The sequence below is a fragment of the Paenibacillus sp. FSL H8-0104 genome (assembly GCF_038050215.1).
In the GTDB taxonomy this organism is placed as follows: domain Bacteria; phylum Bacillota; class Bacilli; order Paenibacillales; family Paenibacillaceae; genus Paenibacillus; species Paenibacillus amylolyticus.
This window is the reverse complement of sequence record NZ_JBBOTC010000001.1, coordinates 6,295,042-6,311,506: the sequence shown is the minus strand read 5'-3', so window position 1 is coordinate 6,311,506 and position 16,465 is coordinate 6,295,042. Positions and strand designations below refer to the sequence as shown.

Here is a 16,465-nt window from a genome sequence, read left to right as displayed (position 1 = left end):
TTTGCCGTGAAATCCTCTACAATGAGATATACCGAAGATTTCTGAATGCTTGGGGGAACATAATTACATGCTGCACAAATTTAAAAAAATAGACTATTCTATTGTCTTTATACTCGTTATTCTGATGGGTATCAGTATTTTATCGATTTACAGTACAACGTTTGGTCGTCCAAAGCTGGAGGGACTCCCGAAAAGCGCAGTGATCTTTTATATTTTGGGCTTCGTAGTCTTTTTTGGGATGTCGATGATCAACTATAAATTCATAATCAAAAATTATTTATATATCTATGGCGTGGGGATGCTCCTGCTCATATTCGTTATGTTCTTTGGTAAGGAGTATTATGGTGCAAAAGGTTGGCTGTCCATCTTCGGGGTCAGTTTGCAGCCTGCTGAATTGTTCAAGTTATGCCTGATTGTGTTTTTATCGGCCTTTTTGGCCCGAAAGAAGAACCGTCCGCTCTATTTTGGACGTGACGTTATTCCGATTTCGCTCTGTGTTCTGCCGCCGTTACTACTCGTATTGCTTCAAAATGACTTGGGAAATGCATTAAGCTATGTAGTCATTCTTGTGGGCCTACTGTGGATTGGTAACATTAAATTTACGCATGCCCTCATTGGCTTTATGATCGCAGTGGCTGCTTTTATCGGTGGTACACAGGCGTATATTCATTATCATGATGAGATTGTTAAATTCCTGAATGACATTGGACGTTCGCACTGGGCGGATCGTTTTGACCCTTGGCTTGTACCAGAGCTGACCTCAAGAGATGTACTCTGGCAGACGTATAATGCAAAGCTTGCGATTGGTTCTGGTGGGATTACAGGCAAAGGTTATATGGAAGGCACAACGATTCAGTCGAATCGGGTGCCGCTGGCCTATGCTGACTCCATCTTTGTGCAGATTGGGGAAGAATTTGGTTTCATCGGTGCCTCGGTACTGCTTCTCCTGTACTTTATCCTGATTCACAGGCTGGTGCTGATTGCACTGGAGTGTAAGGATCGCGCGGGGCCTTATCTCATTGTTGGGATCATAGCGATGCTGCTTTACCAGATCTTTGTTAATATTGGTCCATTCATTGGTCTGATGCCGTTGACAGGAATTACGCTGCCGTTTATCAGTTCGGGTGGTACCTCCATTATGATCAACATGATTAGCATGGGTCTTGTAATGAGTATTAAGGTCCATACGGAAGAGAATGAGGATATTCTTGGCTCTGCGGAACAACCGAGTATTACGGATCTGGTGAGGAAATTGCTAAGACGCAAGCCATCCCAGCAGGAGCAATAACGTTTCTGAGTCAAACCGTGAAATAGCACGTCAGATTTATGTATATAAGCTAGATAACTATAGAACCCTGGAACAGACCAACCCAAGTTACATTGGGTGGATGTTTTGGGGTTTTTATTGTTTTTACGGCGTAATTCAGGCCGTTGAATAGTTCGTTTTTTAACCTGAAACGACCCTGATTTCCATTTTATTATCCAATTATATACAATGGTAATATTGAGTTCAATTGGAAATCATAGAATGCTAGATTTCAGGGGGATGGACAGAGTCATGTTGAGAATGTTGAAAAAGATGGACGGTGTGATTCTTTTTGTAATGCTGTTGCTCATGATTATTAGTGTATTTGCGATTTATAGCGGAACGCAGACAGATGCCAACTTGGCGAATCATCATGTCAAAACGATGTATTTCTATGTGGCCGGGTTCATTGCGGTGCTTGTGATCGGGCTTGTGAATTACAAGTTATACGTGAAATATGCGTTTTATTTGTATGGCTTGGGGATCATACTACTGATCCTGGCCAATGTCCTGGGAAGTTCAATCAATAACGCCAACGGTTGGCTGAAGCTGGGCGAGAACTTTTCTTTTCAACCGGCAGAGCTGTTCAAGATGATTCTGATTCTGTTTCTCGCCCATTTGATCGTGAAGAGACAACGAGGCACGCTGAAATTTTGGAGAGATATTGTGCCGATTGGCTGTTGGGCGTTTATTCCGTTTGCCCTTGTTATGGCTCAGAATGATTTGGGGAATGCGCTGGGGTATGTGGTGATTTTGGCTGCGGTATTCTGGATCGGAAATATGAGGCTGAAGCACGCATTGATTGCACTGGCGATTGTGGGAGTGGCGTTCTTTGGTTTTGTCAAAGCCTATACCTTCTACCATGGTGAAGTTTTCACTTTTCTTGAAAAGATAAAACGTGAGCATTGGGCGGAGCGGATTGATCCCTGGCTTGTACCGGAAAAGGCTACCTCAAAGGCTTCCTGGCATACGAAAAATGCAGGTTTAGCCATCGGTTCTGGGGGCATCATCGGCAAAGGTTATTTGCAAGGAACATCCGTTCAGAGTGGACGAGTCCCCTATACGTATTCTGATTCCATTTTTGTTGTGATCGCAGAGGAGTTTGGGTTTGTTGGTGCATCCGTACTGATTCTGTTGTACTTTATCCTGATCCACCGCATGGTGCTGATTGCTCTGGCATGTAGAGATCGCGCGGGACCCGTCATCATTGTAGGTATTATCGGAATGTTGTTGTATCAGGTGTTTGAGAACGTGGGGGCGTTCCTCGGACTGATGCCACTCACAGGTATTACGTTACCGTTCATCAGTTACGGCGGCACCTCTTTGCTTATAAATATGGCTTGCATCGGTGTAGTCATGAGCATTAAGTTGTACGGGCAAGAAGAGGAGGATGAACTTCTGATGGGAGAGCAGCAACCCCGGTTGTCGGAACGTTTATGGAATATGCTCAAGAAAGAAAAAAGTGCTGTGTAACTGTTGAGTCGGTGTAGGTGAAAGGTAAAGCGGTGGGACGTATAACGTGATCGTTTATAGGAATGAAGAGGTTGATTTGCCCTGTAACCAGGTGCGGATAAGCCTTTTTAACATGATGGGTGAGAAAGTGTGAATGAGAGATGAAAGAAGCAATGCATAGGTGTCTTCGAGCCTGCTGTAGGCTGAGGCGAACCTGAAAGAGTTGGAAATAGAGTGTTGAGCATTGTGTGGAGCTTCAGGTGCCAGCTGTTAGGAGTTAAGAGTTAGGTGGTGTTAGGAGCTAACGAACCACACACGTCTTATTCGGGGATTTGAAGTGTCTGGAGAAAACTAAGGAATCTGAGACACGTTATATCAGTATAAACAGCCTTCTGTAGCGTGTTGATCAGATAACTTTGGGGAATAACGTGCCTCATGTTCCTTACAATTTCAAAAGAATGCCTGAAGGGCAAATAAGAAGTCCTCGGTTCTTTAGAACATCGACTGGTCACTCGCGAGAGTCATTCGCCTAGGGTCAGCCAGTACAGTCTTCAAGGCTTTTTGGACGCTGACATTTTGTCATCGTATAACTTGCCTGGGTTTAACCACACATTCTAGTAGTACGTGTTCAAAAAGTTGGGTTTTCAGTACCGAGAAGATGGGATGAGGCTAGAAATGGAGTAGTGGAGCGTAGGATAAACTACGTGAGCAATCAAAATGGTTCTTTGGTAAACATACTCCGTAAGGCTCCCGCTTATTTCGGCTGAATTTCATATTCGACGTTGATGATGCAGCTGGGCATTCTTCGTAATCAAAGCGGACTTTTTGAACAACTTCTAGTAGATTTATTGCAAATGCTAGGTTTACTTCCGTCTCTACCGGGCATACTGATAGACATGAGAGAGTTGCAGGCAACGTGATCAGAGAGCCGAGGGGGAGAACGGAATGAGCAGAAGAATTGTAAAGCAAATTGGACTTATTATTGTATGTCTTATGATGATTATCATGATGTGGGAAGGTCAGAAAACGGATGCAGCTGTGGCGGCCACAGCAATTCCAGAACAATCGATTCGCTTGCGTATTCTAGCAAACTCGGATGCACCGGGAGATCAATTGGTGAAACGCGAGATTCGGGATGCTGTCGTTGCTCAGATGGGCGAGTGGGTAGCCGAACTGGAGAATCCGCAAAGTCTGGATGAAGCGCGCAAGGTGATTCGTGAGCATTTGTCCGAGATTGAGAATAGAGTAGGAGAAGAGTTGGCCAGTCGCGGTTTAAATTATGAGTATCAGGTGGAGTTGGGTTCCGTTCCGTTCCCGACCAAACTATATGGTGGCACTGTGTATCCTGCCGGAGATTATGAAGCGGTTCGGATTACGCTGGGCGAAGGAAAAGGTCAGAACTGGTGGTGTGTGTTGTTCCCGCCGTTGTGTTTCATTGATGCAGGGACCGGGGATGCACTGGCGAAACCTTCAACGGTATCAGCCGCAGCGGCTGAACCAGGAGATGCAGAAGCATCTGTGCAGGGAGACACACCGGAAGCGAGATTCTTTCTGTGGGATATGGCTGTGAAACTGTGGAGTTGGGTAACTGGATTGTTCGCATAACAACGTATTTATAAAATAGTAGAGGGCGACTTCGATTCAGGAAGCTGCCCTTTTGATATGAATTAGTGGTGAATTTCCGGGCGAAGTTTGAAGGGCATCCGAGTTGGGACAGGTATGTTATAATTGCTTATATTGAATATGGATATGAACTAACCTACTTGAAGTTTAGGAATGATGATATATGAGCAGAGAAAACGAACCAGTGCAACACACCTCTGAGATGAGGGATGGTAGAGAAGAACGTGATATGAAAGCTCCGGGAGAGCTGGTCACTGAGATGTGGGATGTACGCGTCTTGGTGAGCGCTGAGAACGATCACGGATTGGGTAATATTGAATTATTGGATGTGAAAAAGGGGAGCGCCGATCAACAGGCGCTCGCCGACTTGCAGGCTGCCGCAGCCTGCATTCGTCTCGGTCAGACGGTGGCCTTTCCGACCGAGACGGTCTATGGCTTGGGTGCTGATGCGCGTAGCACAGCAGCCGTGGAGGCTGTATTTGTCGCTAAAGGCCGACCTTCCGACAATCCACTGATTGTGCATATCGCGCACCGTGACCAGTTGGATACGCTGGTCACGGAAGTGAACGAAACGGCGGAAGCGCTGATGGCGACCTTCTGGCCGGGACCGCTGACGCTGGTGCTGCCGGTTAGGCCGGGGGCGGTGTCCCCGCGTGTCACCGCCGGTCTGGACACGGTGGCCGTGCGCATGCCGGACCACCCGGTGGCCTTGCAGTTGATCGCCGCGGCGGCATGCCCTGTGGCTGCGCCAAGCGCCAACCGCTCCGGGCGGCCAAGCCCGACACTCGCGTCTCATGTACGCGAGGATCTGGATGGCCGCATCGGCGGCATTGTGGACGGCGGCCCCACCGGGGTGGGCGTCGAGTCCACGGTTGTGCAGGTCGGTGACGACGGTACCGTCACCATCCTGCGCCCTGGCGGCATTACGGCGGAACAACTGTCCGCCGTTGCCGCCCGTGTCGCCACGGACCCCGCGCTACTCGCGGAGGGGGCCGATGGCGTGGGCAGCCCGGCGCCGCGCTCGCCGGGCATGAAGTACACGCACTACGCACCCGCAGGGGCGCTGTGCGTGGTGGAGGGGCCGCCCGCAGCGGTGGCGGCCTGGATCAGCGCCGCCCTCGCAGAGGCGGCGCAGCGCGGAGAGCGCACCGCTGTGCTGGCGTTCGCCGAGCACGCGGAGCAGTACCGCGCCGATGCCGTGTTCTCGCTGGGCGACGCCAGCGAGCTGGAAGAAGCAGCGCGCCGGCTATACGCCGCGCTGCGCAGCTGCGATGAGCAAGGCGCCACATATATTGTGGCTGAAGCCTGCTCACGCGAAGGGCTGGGAGCAGCCGTCATGAATCGGCTGCTCAAGGCTGCGGGGAACCAACTCATACAAGTTGGCAACCAGCGCCTCTTATAACCTCTCCTGATCATACAGTCAGGAGAGCTACTCAAACTTTTTCCAAAACAAAATCAAGATTCTATAAAGCCAGCATCTGACCAGAGATCCGTCGCCGTTTGCCTTTCATCGGTCATGTTTAGGTCCTTGTCCGCATATCGTGTACAAGAACCTTTACGTGACTTGGGGGTATGGGGATGTGGGATGTGTCTGTCCATGTAGGGCAGTTGGTAACCATTTTGATCATGGCTATTGCGCTTGGCCTCGATGCGTTCTCACTCGGGATCGGAATTGGCATGAAGGGCATTCGGCTGCGGGATGTATTGCGAATCAGTATTGTAACGGCGCTATTTCATATCATCATGCCGCTCATCGGCATGTATATGGGCAAATACGTCAGCTCCCTGCTCGGTGACATTACGACGTATGCGGCAGGTGGATTGCTTGTTTTGCTGGGTGCTCATATGATTCTGAATGCATTCCGTGAAGGCGATACAAAGCTGGTGGACCACCGTTCCCTGCTCGGCGTTGTTTTGTTCTCCCTCAGCGTAAGTGTGGATTCATTCTCCGTTGGCGTATCCTTAGGGATGTTTAGCAGTGATCTGATCTTAACTGTACTTGCTTTCGGTGTGTGTGGCGGGGTGATGTCGGTTATGGGTCTGCTATTAGGCCGTCGGGTGAGCCAGAATCTCGGGGATTACGGCGAAGCCATTGGTGGCGCAATCTTGCTTGCGTTTGGACTTTTGTTTATATTTTAGAATAAAACTTGAGATATCATATCATTCGCATCATATGTAAAATGGGGAGGCTAACACAATGAAACATATTTTATTCGTATGTACAGGAAATACGTGCCGCAGCCCCATGGCAGAGGGGCTTTTGAGAAAACTGGCATCGGAGCGTGGCATTCAGGTAGAGGTTCGCTCCGCAGGTGTGGCAGCAACGTCGGGTATGCCGATCTCCCGACACGCTGAAGCGGTTTTGAGAGATCATAACGTTGAAGGTCCACCTCATTCCACACAGCTTAGCTCTAACCTGGTAGGTTGGGCCGATCTGGTTCTTACATTAACACGGAGTCATAAGCAGCATGTCATGCAGGTTTTTCCCGATTCAGTCCACAAAACCTATACATTGAAAGAATATGTGGAGGATGATGAACAGGTATTAAGTGATGTTCAGGAGTTGGACAGCCTGTTTGCAACGCTTGAGATGAAACGTGCCCTTGGCCAAGAGATCCTGGCATCGGAGCGTGAGCGAGCCATTGAGATTAGACAACGAATTCCAAGTTTCGACATCTCCGATCCGTTTGGAGGAAGTCGTGATGATTACAATATAGCTGCAGCTGAGATTCGGACGGCATTGGACCGGCTTTTGGATAAGCTGGGATAATTCTGATCCTGCGAGGCAGGTTATAGAAATAGGACACGTGATGTAAATTAACCGTTGATTTTAGCCGCGGGTTGTTTTATGATGAAGGGGAAAACAGGGATCCGGTGTAACTGGCGACGAAGTGGGCATAACCACGATGGAGCACCGGAACAAACGGCCGGTCGCCTGGGCAAAAGAGCAATTCTGCGTTACCCGCAGACTGCTCTTTTTTTCGTCTTTCATCTGATTATTCGCTATAATAGTACCTGAGATGCCGTGCAAGAATACGAAGGACAACCAAGAGACAGCGGGCATGATTTTATCGGGAGGCGATAATAGGATGACTATAGAGTTAGATTCGGAACAACCCGGATTGCAGGAACAGACCGCGTCTATTCTGCATGAACTGGCGCTTGCCGGACAGCTTGGGCCTGGACAGATCGTTGTGATCGGTACAAGCACAAGTGAAGTCGCAGGCGCTCGGATTGGTACGAGTGGTGCCATTGAAGTGGCGCAGCAGCTTCTTGCGGGTATACGCGAGGTGCAGGAAGAGTTCGGTTTTGACACGGTATTCCAATGTTGTGAGCATCTGAACCGTGCGCTGGTAATGGAACGTTCTGTGCTTACTCGACTTGGATTGACCGAGGTTGGTGCAGTACCCGTGCCCAAGGCCGGAGGTTCAATGGCATCCGCAGCATATCGTTCGCTGACCGATCCATGCCTGGCTGAACATGTGCAGGCCCATGCGGGACTGGACATTGGGGAGACGATGATTGGGATGCATCTCCGGCATGTAGCCGTACCCTATCGTACAGCGCTTCGCTATGTTGGAGATGCTCGTGTAACCACAGCGTTGACCCGTCCGAAGTTGATTGGCGGCGAACGCGCGGTGTATCGTATGGAAGAACAACCAGATTCGACATTTTGTGACTAACATATAAAGCGAGACTAATTGGGTTACACTCCTGACTTTGATTGCATCACCATCTTCCGATCGCTGTTATCCCCAGATTTTTTAATTCCCTATTTAAAAGGGGAAATCCGGTGATAAAGGCGACCACTTAGTTTCTTCAGATTGGTGTTGCACTCGCCGTTTTCGTGTAAACATTAGTTTCACTTTATAACTTCACTTATAACTGGGAGGAATTTAATCATGGAACAATTGCGCAAGAATGACCCGGCAGTACTGGAAGCGATGAATCTTGAACTGAAACGTCAACAGAACAACATCGAACTGATCGCATCCGAGAACATCGTAAGTGAAGCAGTAATCGAAGCAATGGGATCTGTTCTGACCAACAAGTACGCTGAAGGATATCCAGGTAAACGTTACTATGGCGGTTGTGAGCATGTGGACATCGTTGAAGACATCGCGCGTGATCGTGCAAAAGAATTGTTCGGAGCAGAACACGTGAATGTTCAACCTCACTCCGGTGCACAAGCGAACATGGCAGTTTATCTTGCAGCGTTGAAACCTGGTGATACTGTACTTGGTATGAACCTTGCCCATGGTGGACACCTCACACACGGTAGCCCGGTTAACGCATCTGGTTTGCTGTACAACTTTGTGGCATACGGCGTACAGGAAGATACATTCCTGATTGATTATGATGAAGTACGCAAAGCGGCTTTCAAACACCGTCCTCGTCTGATCGTTGCAGGTGCAAGTGCATATCCGCGTACCATTGATTTTGAAAAGCTAGCTTCCATCGCCAATGATGTAGGCGCTTTGTTCATGGTGGACATGGCTCACATTGCAGGATTGGTTGCTGCTGGTTTGCATCCAAACCCGGTTCCACATGCGCATTTCGTTACAACAACAACACACAAAACGCTGCGTGGACCTCGTGGTGGTATGATTCTGTGCCGCAAAGCGTGGGCAGCAGCGATTGATAAAGCCGTATTCCCAGGTTCCCAAGGTGGACCTCTGATGCACGTGATCGCTTCCAAAGCGGTAGCATTCGGAGAAGCTTTGCAACCTTCGTTCAAAACATATGCACAGAATGTCGTGAAAAACGCACAGGTTCTGGCTGAAACACTGATCGCTGAAGGATTGAACATCGTATCCGGTGGTACAGATAACCACTTGATGCTGATCGACACACGCAGTGTGAACATCACAGGTAAGGAAGCTGAGCATGTGCTTGATTCCATCGGTATTACCGTGAACAAAAATGCAATTCCATTCGACCCTACAAGCCCGTTTGTAACAAGTGGTATTCGAATTGGTACACCTGCTGCAACTTCCCGTGGCATGAACGAAGAAGCGATGGTTGCTATTGGTAAGATCATTGCCAAAACGCTGAAAAATCCAAAAGATACAACGAAGCTGGATGAAGCCCGTGCAGAAGTGACTGCACTGACAGACCAATTCCCGCTCTATACAGATCTTAAATACTAAAAAACTTTGCTCATGCTGTTTGTATTTGAGATGTTCTTAAAATGGGATACAAAAAAACGAAGCAGACAGAATGAGACCGCAGAAGCGAAGCGTTCGCCTTTATCCCCGGATTTTTCCCTTGTTAAAAGGAGAATAAAAAAAATCTGGGGATAACAGCGATCGAAGGATCATTCTGTAGGCGGAGTGCCATTGTATTCATCATTTTCATTTTCTTAACGACATAACAGCAGGAGCAAAACAGGACCGGATGGATCATTTTCCGGTCCTGTTTTTTATAGGATTCGGTAATCTGTAATGATTGGGTGCCCTTTGATGGTGTAATTCGTTGTTGGTGATGATATAATATACAGGATTTATCGAGCCCATGAATGGTGGCTAGGTATATTTGGAAATGCTGAACATGAAGAACTTACCGGAGGGACAAATTAGATGGGAAAATTAGTAATATGTGATCACCCTTTGATTCAACACAAACTGACGTTTATACGCGACATGCGTACGAATACGAAAGATTTTCGTGAATTGGTGGATGAAGTAGCAACGTTGATGGCTTATGAGATTACAAGAGATGTTGAACTGGAAACGATTGATGTACAGACACCTGTAGCTGCAACACAAGGTAAAGTTATCTCTGGACGTATGCTCGGACTGGTGCCGATTCTGCGCGCAGGACTCGGAATGCTGGATGGCGTTGTGAAATTGTTACCAGCGGCAAAAGTTGGACATGTGGGTCTGTTCCGTGACCCGGAAACACTGCAACCGGTAGAATACTACACCAAACTGCCTACAGACGTAACAGAGCGTCAATTGATTGTAATTGATCCGATGCTGGCAACGGGTGGTTCGGCAATTGCAGCTATTGACGTGCTCAAAAAACGTGGCTGTACCCAAATCAAGATGATGAACCTGGTTGCAGCACCGGAAGGCGTAAAAGCTGTGCAAGATGCACATCCCGATGTGGACATCTATGTAGCAGCATTGGACGACCGTCTGGATGATCATGGTTATATCGTTCCAGGGCTTGGAGATGCAGGAGACCGTCTTTACGGCACTAAATAAGCATATCGCATGCGGAGTAGAAAAGAGGCTTGCTCGAATGTCCAACAAAATTAAAGTTATGACGATCTTCGGGGTGCGTCCGGAAGCCATCAAGATGGCTCCGCTTATTTTGGAATTGCAGAAACACCCTGAGTCTATTGAATCTATTGTTTGCGTAACTGCGCAGCATCGCCAGATGTTGGATCAGGTACTTGAAGTTTTCGACATTCATCCCGATTATGATCTGGATGTGATGAAGGACCGTCAGACATTGAATGAAATTACAATTCGTGTTCTTGGCGGTCTGGAGCCAGTGTTAGCCGAAGCTAAGCCGGATATTGTACTGGTTCACGGGGATACATTAACTACCTTTGTAGCGAGCTACGCAGCATTCCTGCAACAGATTCAGGTAGGACATGTGGAAGCGGGGCTGCGGACGTGGAACAAGCTGTCTCCATATCCGGAAGAGATGAACCGTCAGCTGACGGGAGTACTGGCTGATCTACACTTTGCGCCTACGGATTGGTCTTCTTCCAATCTTGCCAAAGAAAATAAATCGGAGTCTAGTACGTACGTCACAGGCAACACGGTAACAGATGTGTTTCAATATACTGTACGGGAGGACTACAAACACCCGGTACTTGATTGGGCCCAAGGCAAACGCCTTGTGCTGATGACAGCTCATCGCCGTGAATCTCAAGGCGAGCCTCACCGCAACATTTTCCAGGCCGTCAAACGGATTGCCGACGAATTCGAAGATATTGCCATCGTGTACCCGGTGCATCCAAGTCCTGCTGTGAAGGAGCCGGCTCACGCGATCTTGGGGAATCATCCCCGTATTCAATTAATTGATCCACTAGACGTGGTGGATTTGCATAACTTTTACCCGCACACTCACTTGATTTTGACCGATTCAGGCGGTTTGCAGGAAGAAGCACCTTCGTTTGGTGTGCCTGTGCTCGTATTGCGCGATACAACAGAACGCCCGGAAGGTATTGAAGCCGGAACGCTGGAATTGGTAGGTACCGAAGAGGAACGTGTGTATGAACGGACCAAAGCTCTGCTCACAGACAAAACCCTGTATGCAAGCATGAGCCAGGCTGCCAATCCATACGGTGATGGACATGCTTCGGAAAGAATTGTCAATGCGATTTTGCATCATTTCGGTGTAAATAGTGAACGTCCGGAATCATTTCACAGAAAATTCAAAAAATAATACATTTTTTCTGACGGATTTATAAAGGGCAAGCATACAGTTAAACTGTACGGTTTACGCGGGTTTATGGGCTTTGAGGGTCTGTATTCCCGTCGTTTCCCCCTTTAAAACGCTAAAATCATTCAATTGACAAAGGCTCTCATCATTCAGTAAAATTAACTGGGATTGCAAGGGTGGCGTGGAAAATGGCCGATTCGAACAAACCAAATTCATCCCGTAACCATGACGATAATGTATGGAAAGCGATGGGACTCGTGACAGCTTTTGGGATCGAGATTGCCATTCTCGCTGTTGCCGGATATTACGCTGGCTCCTGGTTGGACAAGACCATCGGAGGTAACGGAATATGGATCGCCGTAAGCGTTCTCTTTTTTCTTGCGGCAGGCGGTGTAAGCATCTACTTTATCGCGAAAAAAATCATGGGGGAAAGTGATGAGTGAACTAACCAGATACCGCAGATCGATGACTGTTTTCGTCATGTACTTTCTTATGATTTGTTTTCTCGCAGCGGCCTTTATGCCACGTGTGGAGACAATTGCTTTGGGACTGGCCCTGGGTACAGGAGTTAGCTGGATCAATGCATTTTACCTGGGCTACAAAGTAAGGAAAATGTCTGATGATGCGGCAGAAGGTAACTTGAAGCGTGTCAACTTGGGATTTTTGACAAGAGCGGCATTCGCTGTGCTCGGTATATTCATATCGATGCGCTTTCCGCAGTACTTCAATACATATGCGGTTGCAGGCGGTCTCGTCATTGCACAATATTCCTTATTGATTATAGGGATTGTCTATTCCCGCAGAGCAGAATGATGTTAAGGGCTGCAGCTTTCAAGTCGAGAAAGGGGTGAGAAAAATATGCATGAAGCTCCAATTATTATGCTTGGCGGATTTCGACTGGATCTATCGGTTCTGTTGATGCTGGTAGTTACAGGTGCAATTGTTTTTATTTTTGCTGTACTGGCAACACGGAGATTATCCGTTGAAAATCCCGGCAAGCTGCAAAATTTTATGGAGTGGGCAGTAGAATTCGTCCGCAATCTGATTTCCAGTACAATGGATATGAAGAAAGGTAAACATTTTATCTCTCTCGCTCTTTCCATGATTATGTTCATTTTTGTAGGGAACATGCTCGGACTTCCGCTCGTGGCTGTATCTGAGGTAACAGATGTTAATCAGGCACAGGTATTCGGTAAGCCGATTGTTACAGCGGTGGAGGCGTTTGAAAAAGCGCATGCCAAGGACCCTGAAGCACACCCACACGTTGAACTGGCCTGGTGGAAATCACCAACAGCTGACTTGTCTGTAACGATGGGACTTGCTCTCGTAGCGTTCCTTGTATCTCATGGACTTGGATTGTTCCGTAACACCAAAGGGTATCTCCAGCATTACTTCAAGCCATTCGCCTTGTTCTTGCCAATCAACTTGATTGAGACGGCATCCAAGCTGTTGACACACGGTATGCGTTTATTCGCGAATATCTTCGCTGGTGAGGTACTGATCGCAACGATCCTGAAACTGACCACATTCAAAGTGTTTGGTGCTATTGCAGCGATTCCGCTACTTATGGTGTGGCAAGGCTTTAGTATCTTTATCGGCGCGATCCAGGCATTTGTGTTTGTTATCTTGATGATGGTGTACATTTCACAGAGCATCGAGACGCATGACGAGCATTAAGTTTCAAGCCCTACGAAGATTTCTTCACCAGGCTGAACAATAAAAAATTCGATTTATCATTTTAAGGAGGATATACAAATGGGAGCAATGGCATTAATCGCAGCAGCAATTGTTGCAGGACTGGGCGCGTTTGGCGCAGGTATTGGTAACGGTATGGTAATCAGCAAAACGGTGGAAGGTATTGCCCGTCAACCGGAAGCAAAATCCACTCTTCAAACAACAATGTTTATCGGTGTAGGTTTGATCGAGGTATTGCCGATCATCGGTGTGGTACTCGCGTTCATGTTCTACGGTATGGCTTAATCAAATTTTAAAGGTTTGGCGGGGAAGGCCATAGCCATCCGCGCCTTCTTTTTAGGTAATGTCCGTTCTAACGGATGACGTTTCAAGGATACCTCCAGGAAGGAGTGAACAGATTGAGTTTCATATGGGAAAATACGCTTCTTGCGATTGTTGCATTTGCAATTTTATATTGGCTGCTTAGCCGTTATGCCTTCGGGCCTTTGTTCTCCATTATGGAAAAACGTCGTGAACTCGTGATGACGCAGATGAATGAGGCTGCACAGACTCGGGAACAGGCCATTGCCTATGTGGAGGAACAAAAACAAGCTCTTGAACAAGCACGTCAAGATGCTTACGACATCATTGAACAGTCCAAACAAACAGGTGGCAAACAAGCTGAATCGATTTTGGCTGATGCAAAAGCTGAAGCTAATCGTCTGAAAGACGATGCAGTACGCGAAATCGAGAGCGAGAAGAACAAAGCAGTCGCAGCACTTCGCAGCGAACTGGGTACAGCTTCCGTTCAGATTGCATCCAAGTTGATCAAAAAAGAAGTTGAGAACGGTCCTGCACAAGAAGAACTTGTGAACCAATACCTCAATGAGGTAGGAGGCCGACAATGAGCCGCGATACGATAGTTGCCAAGCGTTATGCGAAAGCATTGTTCGAAGTTGCTCTTCAGCAACAGCAGGTGCTTGAGGTTGAACAGGAACTGGTTGCGGTAGTCAGTGCATTGACCGGAGATGCAGATATCGAGAAATTTATCGTATCTCCTAATATCTCTGATGAAGTCAAGCAGAACGTGCTTCACTCAAGTCTTGATGGTAAGGTATCCGAACCTGTCCTTCGTACAGTTTTGTTGTTAATTGAACGCGGACGCGTTGAATTGCTGGGAGACTTGCTGAATGATTATCGGAAGATCCAAGGTGAGTCGCTGGGCATCGCTGATGCACGTGTCTACTCCACTTATGCGTTGAATGATGAAGAAAAAGAAGCGGTAGCCCGTGAATTCGGTGGCCGTGTGAATAAAAAGATTCGTATCGAGAACATTGTTGATCCGACTCTGCTGGGCGGATTGAAAGTCGCCATTGGCGATACGATCTATGACGGCAGCTTGGCTGGCAAGCTCGAACGTCTTGAGCAGTCTTTTAACAGACGAGTACAGTAGATTGGGGTGAGGACACTTGAGTATCAAACCAGAAGAAATCAGTACATTAATTAAGAGCCAAATCGAACAATACAAGACCGATATCGATGTAGTCGAAGTCGGGACGGTAATCGAGGTTGGTGATGGTATCGCTCGTGTTTACGGACTTGAGAACGTCATGTCCAACGAGTTGGTTGAATTCCCAAGCGGTGTTATGGGACTCGCCATGAACGTCGAAGAAAGCAATGTCGGTGTCGTTATCTTGGGACCTTACTACGATATTCGTGAAGGTGACCAAGTGAAACGTACTGGCCAAATCATGCAAGTGCCTGTAGGCGAAGCATTGATTGGACGCGTTGTGAACCCGCTCGGTATTCCTGTAGATGGCAAAGGGCCAATCGCTACAACGGAATTCCGTCCGGTTGAAGGTAAAGCACCAGGCGTAATGGATCGTAAATCGGTTCATGAGCCGATGCAAACAGGGATCAAAGCCATTGATGCAATGGTTCCAATCGGTCGTGGACAACGTGAGTTGATCATCGGTGACCGTCAAACAGGTAAAACATCCATCGCGATTGATGCGATCCTGAACCAAAAAGGTAGCGGCATGAAGTGTATCTATGTGGCTATTGGTCAGAAACAGTCTACGGTTGCTCAAGTTGTGGAAACTCTTCGTCGTAAAGGCGCAATGGAGTACACAATCGTTGTAACTGCAGCAGCTTCCGATCCATCACCACTCTTGTACATCGCACCGTATTCCGGATGTTCGATGGGTGAGTACTTCATGTACAAAGGCGAGCACGTTCTGGTTATCTATGATGACTTGACCAAACAAGCCTCTGCATATCGTGAGCTTTCCTTGTTGCTTCGTCGTCCACCGGGCCGTGAGGCTTATCCGGGTGACGTCTTCTACCTGCACTCCCGTTTGCTGGAGCGTGCTGCGAAGCTGAATGATGAACTGGGTGGTGGTTCTTTAACCGCACTGCCGTTCATTGAAACACAAGCCTCCGACGTATCAGCATACATTCCAACGAACGTAATCTCCATCACGGACGGACAAATCTTCCTGGAAGCTGACTTGTTCAATGCTGGACAACGCCCGGCAATCAACGTAGGTATTTCCGTATCTCGTGTCGGTGGTTCTGCTCAGATCAAAGCGATGAAAAAGGTTGCAGGTTCCCTGCGTCTCGACCTCGCTCAATATCGTGAGCTTCAAGCGTTCTCCCAGTTTGGTTCCGATCTGGACAAAGCGACTCAGGCTCGCCTGAATCGTGGTGCACGTATGATGGAAATCCTGAAGCAAGGTGTAAACCAGCCTCTGGCCGTAGAACAACAGGTGGTCAGCTTGTACACAGCCGTTAAAGGATTCCTGGATGAAATTCCTACAGGTGATGTGACTCGTTTCGAAGGTGAGTTCCTTGCCTTCATGGAGAGCAGTCATCCGGAAATTCTTGCATCCATCCGTGATACTAAAGAATTGACTGCAGACAACGAAAATGCACTGAAAGGTGCAATTGAGAAGTTCAGAAAGAGCTTTGCTGTCTCTGTCTAAATAAATGACTGCAGGTGCGGAGTTG

17 protein-coding genes and 1 riboswitch are annotated in these 16,465 nt (G+C 47.8%); all 17 genes read left to right on the top strand.

What is annotated here, in order from left to right; translation table 11 throughout:
• The first annotated feature begins 67 nt into the window (after window positions 1–67).
• Complete coding sequence (locus tag NST38_RS27785) at window positions 68–1,288, top strand: FtsW/RodA/SpoVE family cell cycle protein (RefSeq protein ID WP_076254008.1); 1,221 nt, start codon at window positions 68–70, stop codon at window positions 1,286–1,288.
• A 270-nt stretch (window positions 1,289–1,558) separates the two neighbouring features.
• A complete protein-coding gene (locus NST38_RS27780) occupies window positions 1,559–2,779 on the top strand; it encodes an FtsW/RodA/SpoVE family cell cycle protein (protein WP_036667775.1) in 1,221 nt (406 codons plus the stop codon).
• Between the two features lie 924 nt (window positions 2,780–3,703).
• On the top strand, window positions 3,704–4,363 hold the full coding sequence (gene spoIIR, locus NST38_RS27775; RefSeq protein WP_076254010.1) for a stage II sporulation protein R: 660 nt from the start codon (window positions 3,704–3,706) through the stop codon (window positions 4,361–4,363).
• Window positions 4,364–4,610: 247 nt separating this feature from the next.
• Window positions 4,611–5,783 carry an L-threonylcarbamoyladenylate synthase gene (locus tag NST38_RS27770; RefSeq protein ID WP_256720188.1) on the top strand — a complete coding sequence of 391 codons (1,173 nt, stop codon included), beginning with the start codon at window positions 4,611–4,613 and terminating at the stop codon, window positions 5,781–5,783.
• A 176-nt stretch (window positions 5,784–5,959) separates the two neighbouring features.
• Window positions 5,960–6,520, top strand: a complete 561-nt coding sequence (locus tag NST38_RS27765; RefSeq protein ID WP_036667772.1) for a manganese efflux pump MntP — start codon at window positions 5,960–5,962, stop codon at window positions 6,518–6,520.
• Window positions 6,521–6,578: 58 nt separating this feature from the next.
• Window positions 6,579–7,151, top strand: coding sequence for a low molecular weight protein arginine phosphatase (locus NST38_RS27760; protein WP_036612575.1), 573 nt, complete (start codon window positions 6,579–6,581; stop codon window positions 7,149–7,151).
• Between the two features lie 96 nt (window positions 7,152–7,247).
• Window positions 7,248–7,329, top strand: a riboswitch (ZMP/ZTP riboswitch).
• 141 nt (window positions 7,330–7,470) lie between these two features.
• Window positions 7,471–8,064, top strand: coding sequence for a TIGR01440 family protein (locus NST38_RS27755; RefSeq protein WP_076254013.1), 594 nt, complete (start codon window positions 7,471–7,473; stop codon window positions 8,062–8,064).
• A gap of 216 nt (window positions 8,065–8,280) precedes the next feature.
• Complete coding sequence (gene glyA / locus NST38_RS27750) at window positions 8,281–9,531, top strand: serine hydroxymethyltransferase (protein WP_076254015.1); 1,251 nt, start codon at window positions 8,281–8,283, stop codon at window positions 9,529–9,531.
• 429 nt (window positions 9,532–9,960) lie between these two features.
• Window positions 9,961–10,590, top strand: coding sequence for a uracil phosphoribosyltransferase (upp, locus tag NST38_RS27745; RefSeq protein ID WP_017691929.1), 630 nt, complete (start codon window positions 9,961–9,963; stop codon window positions 10,588–10,590).
• A gap of 37 nt (window positions 10,591–10,627) precedes the next feature.
• The gene (wecB, locus tag NST38_RS27740; RefSeq protein WP_341344225.1) at window positions 10,628–11,785 is read left to right on the top strand and encodes a non-hydrolyzing UDP-N-acetylglucosamine 2-epimerase; all 1,158 of its coding nucleotides are present in this window, start codon (window positions 10,628–10,630) and stop codon (window positions 11,783–11,785) included.
• 185 nt (window positions 11,786–11,970) lie between these two features.
• Window positions 11,971–12,225, top strand: coding sequence for an AtpZ/AtpI family protein (locus NST38_RS27735; RefSeq protein ID WP_017691931.1), 255 nt, complete (start codon window positions 11,971–11,973; stop codon window positions 12,223–12,225).
• Complete coding sequence (locus tag NST38_RS27730) at window positions 12,218–12,595, top strand: ATP synthase subunit I (RefSeq protein ID WP_017691932.1); 378 nt, start codon at window positions 12,218–12,220, stop codon at window positions 12,593–12,595. The genes NST38_RS27735 and NST38_RS27730 overlap by 8 nt, the downstream gene beginning before the upstream one ends.
• A 45-nt stretch (window positions 12,596–12,640) precedes the next feature.
• Window positions 12,641–13,459, top strand: coding sequence for a F0F1 ATP synthase subunit A (atpB, locus tag NST38_RS27725; protein ID WP_017691933.1), 819 nt, complete (start codon window positions 12,641–12,643; stop codon window positions 13,457–13,459).
• 78 nt (window positions 13,460–13,537) lie between these two features.
• Window positions 13,538–13,762: a F0F1 ATP synthase subunit C gene (gene atpE, locus NST38_RS27720; protein ID WP_017691934.1), complete on the top strand. Its 225-nt coding sequence runs from the start codon at window positions 13,538–13,540 to the stop codon at window positions 13,760–13,762.
• Window positions 13,763–13,875: 113 nt separating this feature from the next.
• Window positions 13,876–14,364, top strand: coding sequence for a F0F1 ATP synthase subunit B (gene atpF, locus NST38_RS27715; protein ID WP_036612568.1), 489 nt, complete (start codon window positions 13,876–13,878; stop codon window positions 14,362–14,364).
• Complete coding sequence (locus tag NST38_RS27710; RefSeq protein ID WP_036667767.1) at window positions 14,361–14,909, top strand: F0F1 ATP synthase subunit delta; 549 nt, start codon at window positions 14,361–14,363, stop codon at window positions 14,907–14,909. Before atpF ends, NST38_RS27710 begins: the two co-directional genes overlap by 4 nt.
• Window positions 14,910–14,925: 16 nt before the next feature.
• The gene (gene atpA / locus NST38_RS27705; protein ID WP_036612563.1) at window positions 14,926–16,440 is read left to right on the top strand and encodes a F0F1 ATP synthase subunit alpha; all 1,515 of its coding nucleotides are present in this window, start codon (window positions 14,926–14,928) and stop codon (window positions 16,438–16,440) included.
• Window positions 16,441–16,465: the final 25 nt, after the last annotated feature.